Below are 16,789 nucleotides of genomic sequence, written 5' to 3' on the forward strand. Positions count from 1 at the left end.
AAGTTTTGCTCGAGTCCAATTTTTATAAAATAACACAACATTGAAAGGTGAATAAACATGCTAGAAGCATTTAAAGAACTCCATCCCACTATGCAAGCTTTTATTGGTACATTATTTACATGGGGTATGACGGCACTTGGTGCCTCTCTCGTCTTTTTCATTAAAGGGACGAACCAGAAATTCCTTGATAGCATGCTCGCTTTTGCCGGCGGGGTGATGATCGCAGCCAGTTATTGGTCTCTGCTTGCCCCTGCGATCGAAATGTCTTCTAAAAGCTCAGTACCCGCCTGGATTCCAGCTGCCGTTGGCTTCTTATTAGGAGGAGTGCTGCTGCTCTTTGTCGACCGCATGCTTCCAGCGATAGACACCGACCGTTACATGCATGATATTAAAGATAATAAGGCTAAGAATCGCACAGCGCTGCTCTTCTTTTCCATGACCCTTCACAATATTCCTGAAGGTTTGTCTGTCGGAGTCGCCTTTGGCGCTCTTGCTTCCAACATGACAGAATCGACGCTTGCGGGGGCTCTGGCACTCGCGCTCGGCATCGGAATTCAGAACTTCCCGGAAGGTACGGCGGTATCCATGCCGCTTCATCGTGATGGTATGGGGAAAAAGAAAAGCTTTATGTTCGGCCAATTCTCAGGGATGGTCGAACCTATTGCAGCCGTTATCGGTGCATCGGCCGTTATTGCCATTGAACCTATTCTTCCGTATGCCCTCAGCTTCGCCGCTGGCGCTATGATCTTCGTGGTTGCGAAGGAAATCATTCCTGGTTCCCATGAAAAAGGAAATGTCAATCTGGCATCGATGAGCCTTATGCTCGGTTTCACTGTCATGATGACGCTGGATGTTGCACTTGGCTAACTTAAAATAAAAATGTCCAGAGTGAATGTACTCTGGACATTTTTTGTTTGTGCTGGCGGCAGAGCACAGGTCTTTCATTTGCAAATGCGTCTTATTTTCCACTTATCGAATCTCTATGGAAACCACCTTTTGCTTCATAAAGGTACTTATCAGGTACTGCTTCTTCAATCAGTGGGAACAATTCTCTTTCTTCCAGTCGTATATGCTCATCCAGTAATTTGCCTAATTCATTAACTTTATCATAGGAAGTATTTTGACTTTCTCGAAGATGACGAATCAGACATCTGATTTGTGCATGTTGATAGAGCATCTGTTTGATCAAACCTTCATTAGGTTGTTCAGCATATTCAAGATAAACCGGTAGTAGAATATCCTCCTCATCCCTAAAGTGCTCCTGGCCATCTTCTTTCCAAAAATTAATCATTTCCCTTATTAATTGCTTATAGTTCTTTTCACTTTTTTCTGTCCCAGCTTTTTTCATTTCAAGAGCTATCACTAAGGCGTGATGGTGGTGGTGGGATAGAGGAATTAAAGCTTCATGTCGTTTCATGTCCACCCTCCTTTTGATAAGCACCTTCAAGACCACGACATTGAGTATTCAAAATCTAACCCGATTGTTTAATAAGTCTCTAATGAGGAATCAACAACACTGATTACAGATTAATTGGCTCTACATTTAAAAAGGCTCTCTCTATTCAGCATTTTCATCTGGCTGATGAAGACCAAAAATATTTCCTTCGCTATCCAGGAAGTATCCTTGCCATGCCATTCCTGGAAGGGCATATTTCGGCATCGCGATCTGGCCACCATGATTTAAAATCTTAGATTCAACAGCATCGAAATCTTCCACACCCATTGTACAGGCAAAGCCATTCAGAGCCTGATTTAATTCAGGGGGAGCACTTTGACGCTGCATTAAAGCTCCATTGATCCCAAGCTCCTTGTCATCGCCGGTCACAACTCCGAAATAAGGCATCCCGGCATACTCACTCCAATCTTCAAATGTCCATCCGAATATCCCGCTATAGAAATTCTTAGCCCGTTCCATATCATCCACATGAATTTCAAAATGAATAACTCTTCCCATAAGAACCTCCTGTTAATATGTTTTTAAAAAACATTTCCAATAGCTCATTCAAGTATGTATATTCTATTTCTAGTTTCATACTCCTTCTTTATGCGTAAGTATTCTTCAAAGCAGCTATTACTCCGAGTTCCCACTTATCATTCCAGAGCAATCTACTCCTTACTTATGACCATGTCCTTTTGACCCAGACTCCATATCAGCTTTTATTTCTTCTAATAGTTGGGTCTGCTGGTCCTGCTTCTCCAAAACCTTATTCGTTAACTTTTGGAGAGTATTCGTAATCGACCATAGAGAGAGTATGATTACAACAATAATTAATAAACCATTCATTCGTTTCACTCCTTTTTGCATTGTAGGATGATTCTTCTTTTAAATCCGGATGAATAAACAGATGATCGATTGAATCTTAGTGATTATTTTGTTTCCTTATACCATTTAATTGCAAACCATACTGCAAGCAGTTGTGAGACAAACCCAGCGATCCATCCTATTGGTAGTGAATAGCTCACATAATCACGAAGACCTATGCCACCTGAAATTAAAATAGAACCTAACAATAGAAAAACAATGGTTAATTTTTGATTTTTGTTCATCTGCCTGACTCCCATTCATAATTAAAACTTTCACCATTCAATTCAATAAATAATTTCAGAGAACAATTGTGATTTTTACATCATAAAGATACATTCATTTCACACCCGTAGCCCTGCAGAGATATTAAAAAAAGCGGGACTTCGACGGTATCGGAAGTTCCGCTTTTTCATAATCAGTTGATGAATAATAAAGCGATAGAAATCGGAATGAAACTCCAGAGGAAGATGATCACGCAGAATCCCATAATATCTTTAACTTTTAACCCTGCGATAGCGAGCAGAGGTAAAGCCCAAAATGGTTGGATCATGTTTGTCCAAGAGTCCCCCCAGGCCACAGCCATTGCAGTTTTGGCTGTACTGACATCAAGATCCATCGCTGCCGGAATCATGATGGGTGCCTGAACAGCCCATTGACCACCGCCAGAAGGAACAAAAAAGTTTACAATCCCTGCACTAATAAAAGCAAATAAAGGAAATGTGAACTCCGTAGATATGCTGACAAACCATGAAGACATTTGCTCCGATAATCCAGAAGCCACCATCATCCCCATAATTCCTGCATAGAAAGGGAACTGAATAATGATGCCGCCTGCATTTTTAACTGCTCCGTTGACACTGTTCAAAAAATTCCGAGGGGTTTTATGAAAAAGAATCCCCAGGAACAGGAATAGGAAATTGACGATATTGATATTTAAATCCAGTCCATTCTGTACGAAAAAATATACGACAAACGAAAGCCCTAACAAACCGATCGCAAGGGAAACGACTGCGCTATTCTCTAACCGTTCGGCTGGTGTCTGTTTCTCTACAGCCGCTGCAAGCTCTTCTTCTGGCATGTCCTCATTCAACAAGTCGAGGTTATTCTTGCTTAAATCGCCACTGGATTTTAACAACCATAAATTAAGAAATGGCAGGGACAATAATAGAACAAATACGATGAATAGATTCATATTACTGAATAGGGTCTCCGTAATCGGGACGGAGCCAATGGTGTCCACCAGAAAATGATCTTCTGTCGCAATAGTTAGTGGTATGGAACCAGACATTCCCCCATGCCACAGCAAAAATCCACTGTAGGCACTGGCCATTAATAAACGATAATCCACGCTTGGCACACGTCTGGCTACGTGTGTGCCCAGTAAAGCTCCTACCACTAAACCGAATCCATAATTAATCAAACACGCTGCCGCAGCCGTAAAAGAAACTAACAAGATAGCCTGACCGGGCGTATTTGCCAGAGTACTCAATTTTACTAGTAAACTCTTAACAAGGGGAGTATTAGCTAATATGTATCCTGTTACAACAATCAAAGACATTTGCATGGCAAAAGCCAATAGATCCCAAAATCCATCTCCCCAGAATTGTACCATTTGAACCGGAGAGCTTTCAGTAAAACCAATCCCCAGTCCGAATACTACGAGTGTCAATATGACCGCAAACAGGAACGCATCTGGTAGATAGCGCTGGACCAGGCGATCAAAAAACAAGGTCATTCCTTTAAGCACCTTCATCACCCTCACTTTTGTAAACGTTTTCAATACACTCTAACATTTACTAGTCTCTATGAAATTAATGGAAATTTCAAGGGAGGGGGAAAGAATTCTTATTCAACCTGGTTAAGCTTTAGCGCCCGGTCTTCCTGAAAATGTAAGTTCCAATTTTAATACTTAAATCATTAAACTTATCATTTATAAATGTTTGCAATTAAACAAAAAGTTGAACCTTTTCCCATCATACTTTCGTATAATCAAGGAAAGGAGGAGATAAATATGTTCAAGAAATTTTTAGCAAGTGTAGGCGTAGGAGCCGCTAAAGTAGACACCCAGTTGGAAAAAGCACAGTTCGTACCAGGTGAAGACGTGCACGGGAAAGTCGTCATCAAAGGTGGAGATGTAGAACAATCCATCGACTCCATCCATATTTTCCTCATGACAGAAGCTCTCCGTGAATCGGGTGATAAGAAGATTAAAGAAAAAGTTGCGATCCAAAAATACCCGATCGCCAACCAGGAGACCATTAAGGAAGGTGAAACCAAAGAAATCCCATTTACAATTCAGCTTCCGTACCATACCCCCGCTTCCCTCGGAAGACTGCCGCTTTGGTTTGAAACCGGACTGGATATTCCTATGGCCCTGGATCCAGAAGACCGTGATCCGATCAAGGTATCCCCGCACCCACATATTGAAAAAGTGCTGGATGCATTAGAGAAGAGACTGGGCTTCCGGTTAAGAGAAGTGGAAATGGAGTACTCAAAGCACTTTGGTTATGTTCAGGAATTCGAGTTCGCCCCGGGCGGAGAATACCGATCTTACTTAGATGAACTGGAAGCGATTTTCTTTTTAAAAGAAGATCTTGTCGAGGTGATGCTTGAAGTTGATCGACGTGCCCGAGGTCTTGGCGGGTTATTTGCAGAAGCCTTGGAAATGGATGAAAGCCGAACGAAAGTTACGCTTACGAGTCAGGATCTTAACGGTCCATTAGATGGTGTAGCCCGTAAGCTTCAGCAAACCATTGATCAATTTAAAAAATGACAGAAAACACGTCCAGGTACATATCTGGACGTGTTTTTCACTTAGCACCACGAACAAAACCTGCATGGATAATAGATAATTATAAAAAAAATAACCAAATAACTGGAAATCAAACGAAGGAAGCGCTTGGATGCATTTCACCCAAGCGTTTCCTTCGTTTTTTCCACTCTTCGATTAACCTTTAGCTTTTTTAGGCCACACAAAATGACTGACGGCAATGAGTAAATCCACACCTAATACGAGAGACCAAAGTCGTAACGTATCAGACAGCGCAGCAGTGCGGGAAGGATCATTGATCATATAAATCAGGCTTACCAAAAATAGCGATCCAATCAGATAGGCCAACACATGCCTGCCCCAACCTTTTAAATACTGGGTGGCGTGAGCCATGCCGGCAAGTTTTTCTGGCGGAGGTCCTTCTCTCATAATGTAGTATCGGAATCTTACATCAGCCCATTCAATCATACTTTTACCAAAAGCTACTGAGACGCCAATATATACAGCGGCAATGGCATGGGCGATGGTAGCAGTGGCTCCCAGGTACAGGTCGATACCTGTGGTAATTAATAAAATCAGATCAATCACCGGGGTTAAAGCTAAGAAGATTAAGCCAAGCTTTTCTTTCCTGAACACATACCTGGTAACTAGACCTAACAGAATAACGATCCAAAAACCGATTTCACAGAAAACAATCATCCATCCAATAAGATTCAAATGGATCCCCTCATTAACATATAAGATTTTTTTATTCAGGCTAATTTAAACGGTTTAGTTGATTTATTACAAACTGCTTATTAAGCTATAGGGCCGAATAGTTGAAGACTCAGTTTCGAGATAAATGGGGTCCGTTACAATATGTTAAAGAGGGCTGGTGGGGAAATAACTCGCTTTCCTATGGCCCTACACGACGTAGGGTCGATCGACGTTGCCACAGGAGGTGGCGACCTTAGTCGATCCTCCTTGTACCATGAGCTTCCTCGCTCGTTTCACTCCCTGCGGGATCTCACCTAGTCCCTTCTCCCGTGGGAGTCTCGCCATTTCCCCACCAACCCAGCCAAGGGAGAATAACGGACCCTTTCAGAAGAGAGAATCCTCTTCTTCTAAATAGGTCCTAAATGCTTCTATGACAAGTTTTTTCATATCGTTTTAGCATGAAATACACTCTTCATCCCACCCTTTTTTCTCACCAAGCAACCAGTGTATTTAGTGGTTTCGAGTTTCTGATTCGGCCAGGTCCGGAGGGGGGACGGTGTAGACTCCTGCGGGATGAAAATAACTGGGGAGACCCCGGAAAGAGAAGCCTGAGGAGGCTCCGCGTATTCCCGCGGAAAGCGAAATCACCCCCCGGAGGACCTTCCACTCAACAAATATCTCGAAATCAAGTCTTCCAGTAACGGGAGCTTTACTATAAAGTCAACACTGAGGTTTAACAGAGCTTTTAATTAAAGTTTCAAAATAGAGACTGCCTTCATTTCTATGTATCATCAAAGTTAACTAATGGTTGTTCTTCGCTATTATACGAAGAATAGAGACAGAGGTTTCAAATACTTATTGAATTATTTTTCTAACGTAAAAAAAGGAGCTGCTGCGCTCCTTTCTAAGTCCTTGCTTCTTCTTTTAATGCTTCTTCCTCCACACGATCCATAAACTCCTGCACGACTTTTTGGTTGTTCTTCTTACTTCCCAATTTCATAAGCGCTCTGCCCACAAAGTTGACTCCCTGGTTCTTCCCTTCATAAATAAAGCGGGTTCTGGACTCCTCTTCTTTTTCCAGGGTGAAAGAAAAATTAATCTCGAAAGCTTTTGCCAAGGTAAAGCTCAGTTGTTTGAATTTTTTCTCATCCGAATCTTCAAATCCTACCGTTTCCACGATATACGTTTCTACCCGTTTGCCCTCCTGGTATTTTTGCCGGTATTTAGATCCCACTCCACCTTCTTCTATATGGACCGGCTCATTTTCAATAACTTTCGGCATAATGACAGGCATGTTTTCCTCCCGAAATAAATCCCATACCGTTTCTATATTCGCTTCAATGATACGTTCTTCTTTCCATTGCATCACTCATCCGTCTCCCTTCCAGACTTAATAAATTCATCAATATCCTCCAATTTAGAACGCAATTCTTCTATCTGAGTCTCTATGTTTTTCTTTTTCTCAAGCAATAATTCTTCCAGATTTGCAAAAGATTGATCATTCATAACGGTTTTCATTTCCTGGATGGTCAAACCGAAGCCTCGTAGTTTCCCCAGTAATAAAGCGAGGAGATAGGATCCGTCGTCATAGTATCTGTATTTGTTGGCTGGGTCGATAAACACAGGCTCTAAAAGCTCGACTTCAGCGTAATACCTTAATGTTTCTTTACTCAGTCCTGTTAAAGCTGAAAATTCGCTTACTTTATACATGAGGGCGCCTCCTCTTCTCTTTTAGCTTAAACTATGGGGTACACCACACAGTCAACAGAATTCCGAAGTTTATCCTATTTTACCTTCCTCTATACTTTCTATTTGTAAACTTGAAAACCTTGTAAACACCTATATATTTGCGATTTATGCCAGAAGCTTTTCTAGTCGGTTTTCCTATTCTTCCTTAAGGATTATTATGAACACGGGGCTGATGGAAATCGTTCTGAAAAGACTGATGGGAAGAGCAATGTCCGTATGGATAGAGATCACCCTATTACTACAGGCAGCACTCGCGAGCGGGCTCGGATTGCTCATTGATAGGTTTTCTCCAAGTGCCGGGTTTATATGTATGAGTGGGTTGATGGTAGTTGGTGTGGGAGTGAAGTTAGTGGTAGATAAACGTACTTAGGAATGGAAACTTGCTCAGTACTCAGTATGAGCTGCTCATAAATGGTGACGCTAAACAAGCAAGGGGGATACCTCTGCTTGTTTAGGTTTCTCTGACATTACTTACTTTTTTCCGGGCCGTGGATAACCATGCGGCAAGAATGATCATGATGACTCCGGTAGTGCGGCGTAATTAATAGAAGAAATACATATATACATAAATTTCTCTTAACCACCATCTGCTTATGATTCTTTTCTTCTACTTGAACATCTTGCTATCATTTCATGTGGCTGTAGAAAAATTTACCTCACTTATGCATCCCACTCCCTACGTAATATTCCCATTTTAATCGCATCATAATAAATTCCATCTACACGACGTGCTTCTCTGACTCTAGCTTCTTCTTTCATTCCTAATTTTTCAGCAGCCTTTATCATTCTTACATTTCCTGACCAAGTAGATAAGCCGAGGCGATGCAGATCAGTCGTTCGAAAAAGAAATTCAATCCAAAGCTTATAAGCTTCGCTGCCATACCCGCCATTCCAATAGTTTTTATTATAAATAACGATCCCTGTTTCCAGCCAGTCAGTGTTCGGATCCACCCAGTAAGCTCCAACATAACCAATGATCTGTTGGTCTGCCAATATAACCAGTGCAGAAGGTACACCTTCCATAATTTCCTCGTCCCAGTCAGCCAGATATTTCTCCTTAGAAACAACTTCTTCTTTAATGTAAGGACCATTCCATTGCTTAGCTGCTTGTTCTGGCTCTTGGTATTTCCAGTAGTACAATTCGTTAGTATCTTCGAGTGAAGCTTCTTTTAATATTACTTTTCTTCCAGTAATCTTGATCAAACGATCTTCTCCTTTTGAGATCTACAATTTTCTTGCAGTGATGAAAAGCTCCGCAAATTCATGGGGAATGGTTTTCAGAGGATCTTCCTTTACATCCTTCTTCATCTTGCTTAATCCTTTTTCATACTCGGCATCGCTGATGAGCGTTAATACAGATATATCTCTGTTTTTGGCGTACGGGAGATAGTCAGCTGTCTGGAGCTCCTCCCGCTGATAGTTCACTTTCAGTTGAACCTCACAGTCTCTTTTCCTAAGCTCTTCATAAATATCCTCGTGGTGCCAGAATCTTTGTTCATCTATCTCGTAAGCCGAAGGAAAGTAGCGATACACCCACCACTTCGGCATGGCATGAATAGCTATATTGTGCATTTTGTAAAGTCCATTTGTCGTGAGAATACGTGTAACCTCATCCAAAGCTCTTTCTTTGTACTGGTAATGATGAAACGAATAATTATTGACTATGTAATCAAATCCACCTGAATAAAAAGGCATATCTTCCGCATATCCGTGAACAAACTGAACAGATTCAAGCTTCTCTTTAGCTTTTCCAAGCATAGCTTTAGAAGCATCCAACGCCGTCCATCTGACCTTTGAATCGTCGAATAAAGGAACTTGTTTAGAAAGGTACAGTCCTGTTCCGCAAGATAAATCGAGCACTTCATACTGCTCTTTCTGATGTTGATACATATAGGCTTTTAAGGTCGTATCTTTCTCTAATTCTTCGACTCTATATTGATTGTTATCGTAGTGATCAGCAATACTAGAAAAATCGGTTTCTTTCATAGGTAAGTCTCCTCTCCTTTTTAATAACCTCATTACCAAAGCGGTTCCTCTTCATTGGATAATTCCATGATGAACGGCTGTAGGCTCATAACCAGTGCTGCAATAGCTATTAAGAAAAATAAAAAGAGTGGGGAAGAGTTATCGAACAAGAGTGATATGAACATGACAAGAGGAATAAGGAAAATACTTAGGCTGCTTTTCTTTCTGGAGGAGGCAGTAAGGTATTGCTTCCTATCACAATAGGGACATGTAATTCCTGTAGCTAAGGTAAAAGATTTCTTCATGGTCTCTCCCCATGTCCATTCTTCTTTGCAATTTTTGCATACGGGCATTTTTGACACTCCTCTTCTATTCAAATTGCTAATCATAGAGCTCTTTTCATTCGAATAACTTTTCCACCAGCTTCCGGCCCTATTTCCTCCATCCCCGTCTTGCGGTAAAACTCACGGGCGGAGGTATTTGCCGGTGCTACTCTTAAATGATACTCGCTTACATTATGACCTTTGAAAAACTGCACCGCATAATAGTCCAATTTTTCTCCCTTTCCCTGTCCCCGTTTCTCCGGGATCAAGTAATACAAATGAACATAGCCTATTTGTTTTCCTTCGAATACACGAATAGACAACTCCAGCTGCCCAATATATTTACCATCTTCTTTCACTAGAACGAACCCTTCCGGGAAAGATTCCATTTTAGCTTCCAGCCACCGGAGATAATCTTCCTCTTCTCCAAAATTTGAACAATCTCCAAAGCTTGCTTTAAATGAATCTTTCCGAAAATCTATGACCGTTTCCCTATGCTTACTCAGATTTATTTTTTCGAACTGCACACCTAAATCACCCCTGTGCTTTCAATCCTAACTACTCCGCTCCTCTTTATCCCTATTCTCTTTTCTAACCAAAACTCCTTGTTACAGCTTCCGATCAAGTAAGTTAAGTTGGTGCGTTCTTAGATCCAGTCTCCCGATATCCCCAGGGTTTAAAATAAATAAGGGGACTTTTCTCCACACCAGAAAACATAGTCTTCCAATCCTTTTTCTTCATTGGCGTTAACTTTATATTTACTCCTTCATCTTTTAACTTTTGGATGCTCGCATTAATAGTTTTGGACATTTCTCGTTTCTCTCCCCTTTTCTGTGGCATCAATATATGGTTTTATTCATTTATTCTTTTTATATATAAAAAAGTGACCTACACGATGTATAGGTCACTCAATATAAAAAGACCTATACCCGGACGGTAAGGTCTTGCTAACAGCATCACTGCCAACAAAGCCGAGAGTGAGTCTCACTCTGGATTGACGACTTTGCTGTAAAAGCTACTCCCCTTAAATGGAAAATATACGATTATAGTACTAACATAAACTAGAATGACTATATAGTCAACGCACCAATAAAAATACATCCTTTATTCTTCTATTTCTGACTTGACGGTCATATCGATAAAAGGCCCAAAGGAATCTACCCTGACTCTAGCCATTAACGCAATCTAAATTAAATAAAATACGCTCTTAGTTTAGAAGCTAAATCTAAATACTCTTCATGCTGTTCCAGGTTAGAAGCCATTCCTTTTATCACAGCTAACCGAGGAGAATCACGCTCTAATTCAAAAGTAAGGACCTCGGCTGTGTCTTTGACATCCTGATCAGCTTCTGAGAGAGTGACTTCTTTTAATTCACGAACAATCTCATCCATTTGCGAAAGATTGAATTCATCAGGAGCCATTTGCCCAATGATTTCCTCCGTGATGATGGGAGCGTCATGGTTTTCCATAATTCCCTTCATCATGTAATCTACCTTCGTGACAATAGAGTTAGCTACTTCTACAAAGTTAAACTCAACGTTATCGACAATGATTAAGTCGATATAATTACCGACTAAGCTCTGAGTGATTATACCTCCTTCCCATGCATACGGTTCTGCTTCTTTTCCGTAAATGGCAATTAAATGATTTTTATAAAACAAATGCGAATGGTAACGCATCTTCCTAATTAATTGCTCGATCCTTTCATTAAAGGGAATGACTTGCTCACGGATCTGCATAATAATGAATTCCCTGTGATTCGCTACTTCCTCAATTGTAACTTTCAGCTGCTGGACAAATTTTTCACTCGGTTCAAGCGGCTCGGAAGAAACTTCATTCACCCGCCGCTGCATTCTCCTCCAATAATGCTCAAACAACTCATATAACAACTCGTCTTTAGATTTGAAATGAAGATAAAAAGCGCCTTTTGATATATTGCATTCTCTAGCAATCTCCTGCACGGAGGTAGTGCTGAAACCTTTTCTTGCAAATAGTTTGATCGCTTGCTCTATAATGTTCTTTTTCTTTGGATCCATATAGGTAGTAACCCTTTCTGTATATTCAGAGTTTGATTCTTGACTTATGACCAGATGGTCATGTATATTTTAGACCAGGTTGACTAAGTGGTCAAATTGAAAGGAGAGGAACAAATGAAGCAGATAATAAATTTTTCCATGAATAACAAATTCGCTGTCTGGCTAATTACGATTATTATAACAGCAGCAGGATTGTATTCAGGATTAAACATGAAACTGGAAACCATTCCAGATATTGATCCACCTATTGTTACTGTAACCACTACGTATCCGGGAGCAACTCCGGAAGAGGTGGCGGACGAAATATCAGAACCGCTGGAGCAGCAGGTGGAAAATCTGAACGGGGTTCAAACCGTCAGTTCATCTTCCTTCCAGAATGCTTCAAGTTTACAGCTTGAGTACAGCTATAGTAAAGATTTAGATGAAGCGGAGGATGAACTGCAAGAAGCCGTCGATTCCTTCTCACTTCCTGAAGCTGCCCAGGAGCCGGAAGTATCCCGTGTAAACTTTAACGCGTTTCCGGTCATTAGTATGAGTGTGCTTAATGAAGGTGGTAGTTTAGAAGATTTAACCGCCACTGTTAATGATACCATCGTTCCAGAGTTGGAAGGATTGGAAGGCGTCGCTGATGTTCAAGTTTCCGGTCAGCAGGTCCAGGAAGTTCAAATGAACTTTGATGAAGCAGCCTTGCAAGAAAATGGGCTGGACCAGGAAACGGTAACGAATTATATTCAAGGCGCTGATGTAGCTTTTCCATTAGGCTTATATACATTTAATGAAACGAGAAAATCAGTCGTTATGGATGGAAACTTAGAGAATCTAGAAGACTTAAGAAATCTGGAAATCCCGATCACTCCATCCCAGAACGGACAGGGATCCGGCCAGCAGGGTTCAGGTCAACAAGCTGAAAATAGCCAACAGAGTATCCCTACGGTTCCACTTTCCGAAGTGGCGAACCTCGAGGTTGTCGCTCAGACGGATTCCATTTCCAGAACGAATGGAGAAGAGTCCATCGCTATACAAATCGTTAAATCTCAGGAAGCGAACACAGTTGACGTGGTTAACCTCGTGAAAGATCAAGCTTCCGAGTTTGAAGAAGACATCAATGGAATTGAGTTCGTATATTCCTTCGACCAGGGTGAACCGATCGAAGAATCCGTCAGCACGATGTTAAATAAAGCTCTCTTTGGAGGATTATTTGCAGTTGCTGTTATTCTATTATTCTTAAGAAACTTCAGAACAACGATCATATCGGTAATCTCCATCCCGCTATCCCTGTTTATCGCGCTTATTGTGTTAAACCAAATGGGAATAACTTTAAACATTATGACACTTGGAGCCATGACGGTAGCCATAGGGCGAGTGGTTGATGACTCCATTGTCGTTGTCGAAAACATCTACCGGCGAATGTCACTGACCGATGAAAAGCTGGAAGGAAAAGACCTCATACGATCAGCTACGAAGGAAATGTTTATGCCGATTCTTTCCTCTACGATCGTAACCATAGCCGTCTTCTTACCATTAGGTCTAGTAGAAGGCGTTGTCGGACAAATCTTCCTGCCATTTGCTTTAACAGTCGTATTTGCTTTGCTTGCCTCCCTCGTGGTAGCGATCACTATTGTACCGATGCTTTCTCATAGTCTATTAAACAAAAAGCAAGCAGCCAAGAGTCACAAAGAAGGTCCAGGTCGACTGGCCAAAGGTTATAAGAAAGTATTAAACACTGTATTAAATCATAAAATCATCACTTCCCTGGCCGCTGTAATTATTCTGGCTGGAAGTATTGCGTTAATCCCGCTTGTCGGGGTAAGCTTCCTTCCTTCTGAAGAACAGAAAATGGTCATGCCAACGTATAGTCCGGCACCAGGCCAGACCGTTGAAGATGTAGAAGGAATCGCGGAAGATGCTTATCAATATTTCGCTGACCGTGAAAATGTTGAAAATATCCAATATTCCGTGGGCGGAGAAAATCCAATGAACCCTGGAGCCTCTAACCAGGCAGCATTTTTCGTAGAGTATAACGAGGATACCGAGAACTTCTCGGATGAGAAACAACAGGTCATGAATGATCTAAAAGAAATGACGGATCGCGGGGATTGGAGTAATCAGGACTTCTCCTCAACCGGTTCCAGCAGTGATATTCAAGTCCAAGTATTCGGTGATTCTACAGAGCAAATTAAACCTTATGTAGAAGAAGTGACAGAGATTTTAAACGAACAGGAAGATCTGTCGGACGCCGAATCAAGCCTGTCTGAATCCTATGAAGAATATACGCTGGTAGCCAACCCTGGTGAATTGAGCAGTCTCGGGCTCACAGCAGCTCAGGTCGGCCAGTCGCTGAGTCCGAATCGCGAACGTCCAGAAGTGACCACCGTGCAGCAGGACGGGGAAGAGCTACAGGTTTATCTGGAAATTGAAAATGACAGCTACGAAAATATAGACGAATTAACGAATGAAGAGATCCAGACACCGCTCGGGCAAACCGTGCAAGTGAATGAAATTGCAGAAGTGGAAGAAGGTACTACCGAAGATACGATCAGCCGACAAGGCGGCCAGGTCTATGCGAGTGTGAGCGCGACCTCTTCTTCCGATGACATTGGCTCGATCTCTGCCGACGTACAGGAAGAGCTTGACAACATTGACCACCCATCCTCTGTTGATCTATCAATTGGCGGAGTGACCGAAGATATCAATGAATCCTTCAGTCAGTTAGGTCTTGCCATGCTCGCAGCGATTGCCATCGTTTATTTGGTACTCGTCATCTTCTTTGGTGGAGCATTAGCGCCCCTTGCGATTCTATTTGCCCTGCCGTTTACGATTATCGGTGCAGTATTAGGATTACTGATTGGCGGTGAAACTTTAAGTATCTCTGCTATGATCGGCGGACTCATGCTGATCGGAATTGTAGTTACAAACGGGATCGTATTAATTGACCGGGTGATCCAGCGTGAGAAAGATGGATTTACCACTCGTGAAGCTCTGCTTGACGCGGGTACTACCCGATTACGTCCGATTCTTATGACAGCCCTTGCTACGATTGGAGCATTACTGCCGCTCGCTTTAGGATTAGAAGGCGGATCGATTATTAGTAAAGGTCTAGGATTGACGGTTATCGGAGGACTCGCAAGTTCTACCCTTCTGACGCTGTTAATTGTTCCAGTGGTTTATGAACTGCTATCTAAAATCGGTCGGAAAAAGAACAAGAAAGTGGAAGACAAACCAAGACAGACATCTCCTTCTTTTAACGAGGACAGCATTTATCAAAATGAACTGGCTGCATCAGAGCAAGAGAACGGAGAATTTCAAAGCCTTATTTTAAATAAAGCTGAACATCTTTTCATCCAAAATGGATACACAGCTGCCACTATGGCAGAAGTGGCTCAACAGAGTGAAATCAGCGAACAAGAACTGGGAAGTTACTTTAAGACGAAGTTCAGCCTATTAGCAGGCTTGATCGAACAAAGTCAAAAAGCTCTGAACCAGGAATGGTCGGAAATCAACAAGAACGAAAAGCTGTCTCCATCTGAAAAGATTTACCATCAGGTTGAGTCCCGAATTAAACGAGGTCTATGGTTACGTAGAATGGCCCATCAGAATGCTGATGCTGAGGCTATTGGTATGGCCCGTGTGAAATTCAGTGACAAGTCCTTTATTGATCATCACCAGCTGCTCATCGCAAGTATCTATGATCAAGCGGAAAAATCCTATTCCATGGATGCAGCCGTTATGCTGAATGGTTTGATCAATGAATATGTGAAACAGTTCATGGTAACAGATTCGGCTATTGATTCATCTCATGTCACCTCATTCTTAATGGAGTGTCTGGACGGCTATATGAATCAGTTGAATCAAAGCAGCCAGACGCCGATTCTTACCTGGGCTAATATGAGCACAACAGAAGATAACAACCAGAATTTCAATTTGACCAGGTTAAGCATTAAGCAGCTGAGGGAAATGGTGCCTCACCTTAATCTTAATGAAGAGCAGCAGCATAAGCTTCTCTCCACCCTGGATTCCGTGGAGGAAGAGGTTAACACTACTTCTCCAAACAAAAAGGCTATCAAATGGATGCTTAGTTATTTGACTACGATCAACAGTCCGGTTATTCGCGGCTACGTGGATCAGATGCTGGGTGATACCAGGAATAAATAATAGATAGTGAAAGCCAAGAAATCCACTCCCGATCGATCAGGAGTGGATTTCTTTACATACACAAATACAAGATGCAAAATATAAACTCTACTTAATACCATTACTAGAAATAGAATTTAATTGCAAAATGATCTCGGGTAGTTCTGCTAAATCACCAATTACATCATCTGCCTCTATGCCACTCCATTGCTGATTCCTTTTCCAAATCCCTTTCATTCCAGCTTCCTGGGCTGCTTTCACATCTTTCTCTGGGTGATCTCCTACGAATACACAATCTTCCGGCGATACCTTAAGCCTCTCTGCTGCTCTTCTAAAAATAATTGGATCAGGCTTTTTAACCCCTTCCCAATCCGATATAAGCAGGGTATCTAAGTATGGATCAATATCCAAAGCCTTCACGTTATCCATTTGAAACTGGCCTTTTCCATTCGTGATCATTCCTATAAGAAAGCTGTTTTGTTTAAGTTTTTCTATCGTTTCCAGGAGATTAGGAAATGGCACACAATATTGTTTAAAGAAATCTAAATAGTCCTCGAGTAATTCATGATACGTAATGCCCTCGATATCAAATTCGCTAATTAGTTGTTTATACACTTTGTCTTTCCACACATATCCATGATGATCCAATTCAATAAACCTCTGTATGTACTCCTCTTCCGGGATATGAGCCAACCACTTATTCAAACGCTCATACTGTGCAGATATAAAGATCTTTACTGATTCATCCCGATCCAATAAAGTTCCATCTAAATCAAAAATAACGGCCTTAACCATATGAACCCCTCCCTCCAGG

At 41.6% G+C, this 16,789-nt stretch carries 18 protein-coding genes and 1 pseudogene; 5 read left to right on the forward strand and 14 right to left on the reverse strand.

Going from position 1 to position 16,789, the window contains the following annotated elements:
* Positions 1 to 57 precede the first annotated feature (57 nt).
* Complete coding sequence (locus ACTWPM_RS02025) at positions 58 to 867, forward strand: ZIP family metal transporter (protein ID WP_443131399.1); 810 nt, start codon at positions 58 to 60, stop codon at positions 865 to 867.
* 91 nt (positions 868 to 958) lie between these two features.
* On the opposite strand, the gene ACTWPM_RS02030 is transcribed toward ACTWPM_RS02025, so the two are convergent.
* From ACTWPM_RS02030 to ACTWPM_RS02050, 5 genes are all read right to left on the reverse strand, one after another.
* Positions 959 to 1,417: a hemerythrin domain-containing protein gene (locus ACTWPM_RS02030; RefSeq protein WP_443131400.1), complete on the reverse strand. Its 459-nt coding sequence runs from the start codon at positions 1,415 to 1,417 to the stop codon at positions 959 to 961.
* Between the two features lie 141 nt (positions 1,418 to 1,558).
* The gene (locus tag ACTWPM_RS02035) at positions 1,559 to 1,954 is read right to left on the reverse strand and encodes a VOC family protein (protein ID WP_443131401.1); all 396 of its coding nucleotides are present in this window, start codon (positions 1,952 to 1,954) and stop codon (positions 1,559 to 1,561) included.
* 159 nt (positions 1,955 to 2,113) lie between these two features.
* Positions 2,114 to 2,284, reverse strand: a complete 171-nt coding sequence (locus ACTWPM_RS02040) for a hypothetical protein (protein ID WP_443131402.1) — start codon at positions 2,282 to 2,284, stop codon at positions 2,114 to 2,116.
* An 83-nt stretch (positions 2,285 to 2,367) separates the two neighbouring features.
* On the reverse strand, positions 2,368 to 2,547 hold the full coding sequence (locus ACTWPM_RS02045) for a hypothetical protein (protein ID WP_443131403.1): 180 nt from the start codon (positions 2,545 to 2,547) through the stop codon (positions 2,368 to 2,370).
* 173 nt (positions 2,548 to 2,720) lie between these two features.
* Positions 2,721 to 4,058: a short-chain fatty acid transporter gene (locus ACTWPM_RS02050; RefSeq protein WP_443131404.1), complete on the reverse strand. Its 1,338-nt coding sequence runs from the start codon at positions 4,056 to 4,058 to the stop codon at positions 2,721 to 2,723.
* A gap of 258 nt (positions 4,059 to 4,316) precedes the next feature.
* Here ACTWPM_RS02050 and ACTWPM_RS02055 point away from each other — a divergent pair, with 258 nt between their 5' ends.
* Positions 4,317 to 5,078, forward strand: a complete 762-nt coding sequence (locus tag ACTWPM_RS02055) for a sporulation protein (RefSeq protein WP_443131405.1) — start codon at positions 4,317 to 4,319, stop codon at positions 5,076 to 5,078.
* 174 nt (positions 5,079 to 5,252) lie between these two features.
* On the opposite strand, the gene ACTWPM_RS02060 is transcribed toward ACTWPM_RS02055, so the two are convergent.
* The 3 genes from ACTWPM_RS02060 to ACTWPM_RS02070 all read right to left on the reverse strand — a co-directional run bounded on the left by ACTWPM_RS02060 (position 5,253) and on the right by ACTWPM_RS02070 (position 7,481).
* The gene (locus ACTWPM_RS02060; protein ID WP_443131406.1) at positions 5,253 to 5,792 is read right to left on the reverse strand and encodes a hypothetical protein; all 540 of its coding nucleotides are present in this window, start codon (positions 5,790 to 5,792) and stop codon (positions 5,253 to 5,255) included.
* An 883-nt stretch (positions 5,793 to 6,675) separates the two neighbouring features.
* Positions 6,676 to 7,137, reverse strand: a complete 462-nt coding sequence (locus ACTWPM_RS02065) for an SRPBCC family protein (protein ID WP_443131603.1) — start codon at positions 7,135 to 7,137, stop codon at positions 6,676 to 6,678.
* Complete coding sequence (locus tag ACTWPM_RS02070) at positions 7,137 to 7,481, reverse strand: MerR family transcriptional regulator (RefSeq protein WP_443131407.1); 345 nt, start codon at positions 7,479 to 7,481, stop codon at positions 7,137 to 7,139. The genes ACTWPM_RS02065 and ACTWPM_RS02070 overlap by 1 nt, the downstream gene beginning before the upstream one ends.
* A gap of 196 nt (positions 7,482 to 7,677) precedes the next feature.
* On the opposite strand from ACTWPM_RS02070, the gene ACTWPM_RS02075 reads away from it, so the two are divergent.
* Positions 7,678 to 7,890 (forward strand): hypothetical protein, encoded by a 213-nt coding sequence (locus ACTWPM_RS02075; protein WP_443131408.1) that lies wholly within the window; start codon positions 7,678 to 7,680, stop codon positions 7,888 to 7,890.
* A gap of 290 nt (positions 7,891 to 8,180) precedes the next feature.
* Here the strand turns inward: ACTWPM_RS02075 and ACTWPM_RS02080 are convergent, their stop codons facing one another.
* The 5 genes from ACTWPM_RS02080 to ACTWPM_RS02100 all read right to left on the reverse strand — a co-directional run bounded on the left by ACTWPM_RS02080 (position 8,181) and on the right by ACTWPM_RS02100 (position 11,844).
* Entirely contained in the window at positions 8,181 to 8,723 is a 543-nt protein-coding gene (locus ACTWPM_RS02080) for a GNAT family N-acetyltransferase (RefSeq protein WP_443131409.1), read from the reverse strand.
* Positions 8,724 to 8,744: 21 nt separating this feature from the next.
* Positions 8,745 to 9,506, reverse strand: coding sequence for a class I SAM-dependent methyltransferase (locus ACTWPM_RS02085; RefSeq protein WP_443131410.1), 762 nt, complete (start codon positions 9,504 to 9,506; stop codon positions 8,745 to 8,747).
* 32 nt (positions 9,507 to 9,538) lie between these two features.
* Entirely contained in the window at positions 9,539 to 9,838 is a 300-nt protein-coding gene (locus ACTWPM_RS02090) for a TIGR04104 family putative zinc finger protein (RefSeq protein ID WP_443131411.1), read from the reverse strand.
* Between the two features lie 32 nt (positions 9,839 to 9,870).
* The gene (locus ACTWPM_RS02095) at positions 9,871 to 10,335 is read right to left on the reverse strand and encodes a GNAT family N-acetyltransferase (RefSeq protein ID WP_443131412.1); all 465 of its coding nucleotides are present in this window, start codon (positions 10,333 to 10,335) and stop codon (positions 9,871 to 9,873) included.
* Positions 10,336 to 10,998: 663 nt separating this feature from the next.
* Positions 10,999 to 11,844 (reverse strand): TetR/AcrR family transcriptional regulator, encoded by an 846-nt coding sequence (locus ACTWPM_RS02100; RefSeq protein ID WP_443131413.1) that lies wholly within the window; start codon positions 11,842 to 11,844, stop codon positions 10,999 to 11,001.
* Positions 11,845 to 11,958: 114 nt separating this feature from the next.
* Between ACTWPM_RS02100 and ACTWPM_RS02105 the strand changes: the two are divergent.
* Positions 11,959 to 15,048: pseudogene (locus ACTWPM_RS02105) on the forward strand (efflux RND transporter permease subunit); the annotation flags it as partial.
* 3 nt (positions 15,049 to 15,051) lie between these two features.
* Complete coding sequence (locus ACTWPM_RS02110; RefSeq protein WP_443131604.1) at positions 15,052 to 15,996, forward strand: TetR/AcrR family transcriptional regulator; 945 nt, start codon at positions 15,052 to 15,054, stop codon at positions 15,994 to 15,996.
* Between the two features lie 87 nt (positions 15,997 to 16,083).
* Here the strand turns inward: ACTWPM_RS02110 and ACTWPM_RS02115 are convergent, their stop codons facing one another.
* A complete protein-coding gene (locus ACTWPM_RS02115; RefSeq protein WP_443131414.1) occupies positions 16,084 to 16,770 on the reverse strand; it encodes an HAD family hydrolase in 687 nt (228 codons plus the stop codon).
* Positions 16,771 to 16,789: the final 19 nt, after the last annotated feature.

It is taken from the genome of Halobacillus sp. K22 (assembly GCF_052246795.1).
Classification (GTDB): Bacteria; Bacillota; Bacilli; order Bacillales; family Halobacillaceae; genus Halobacillus.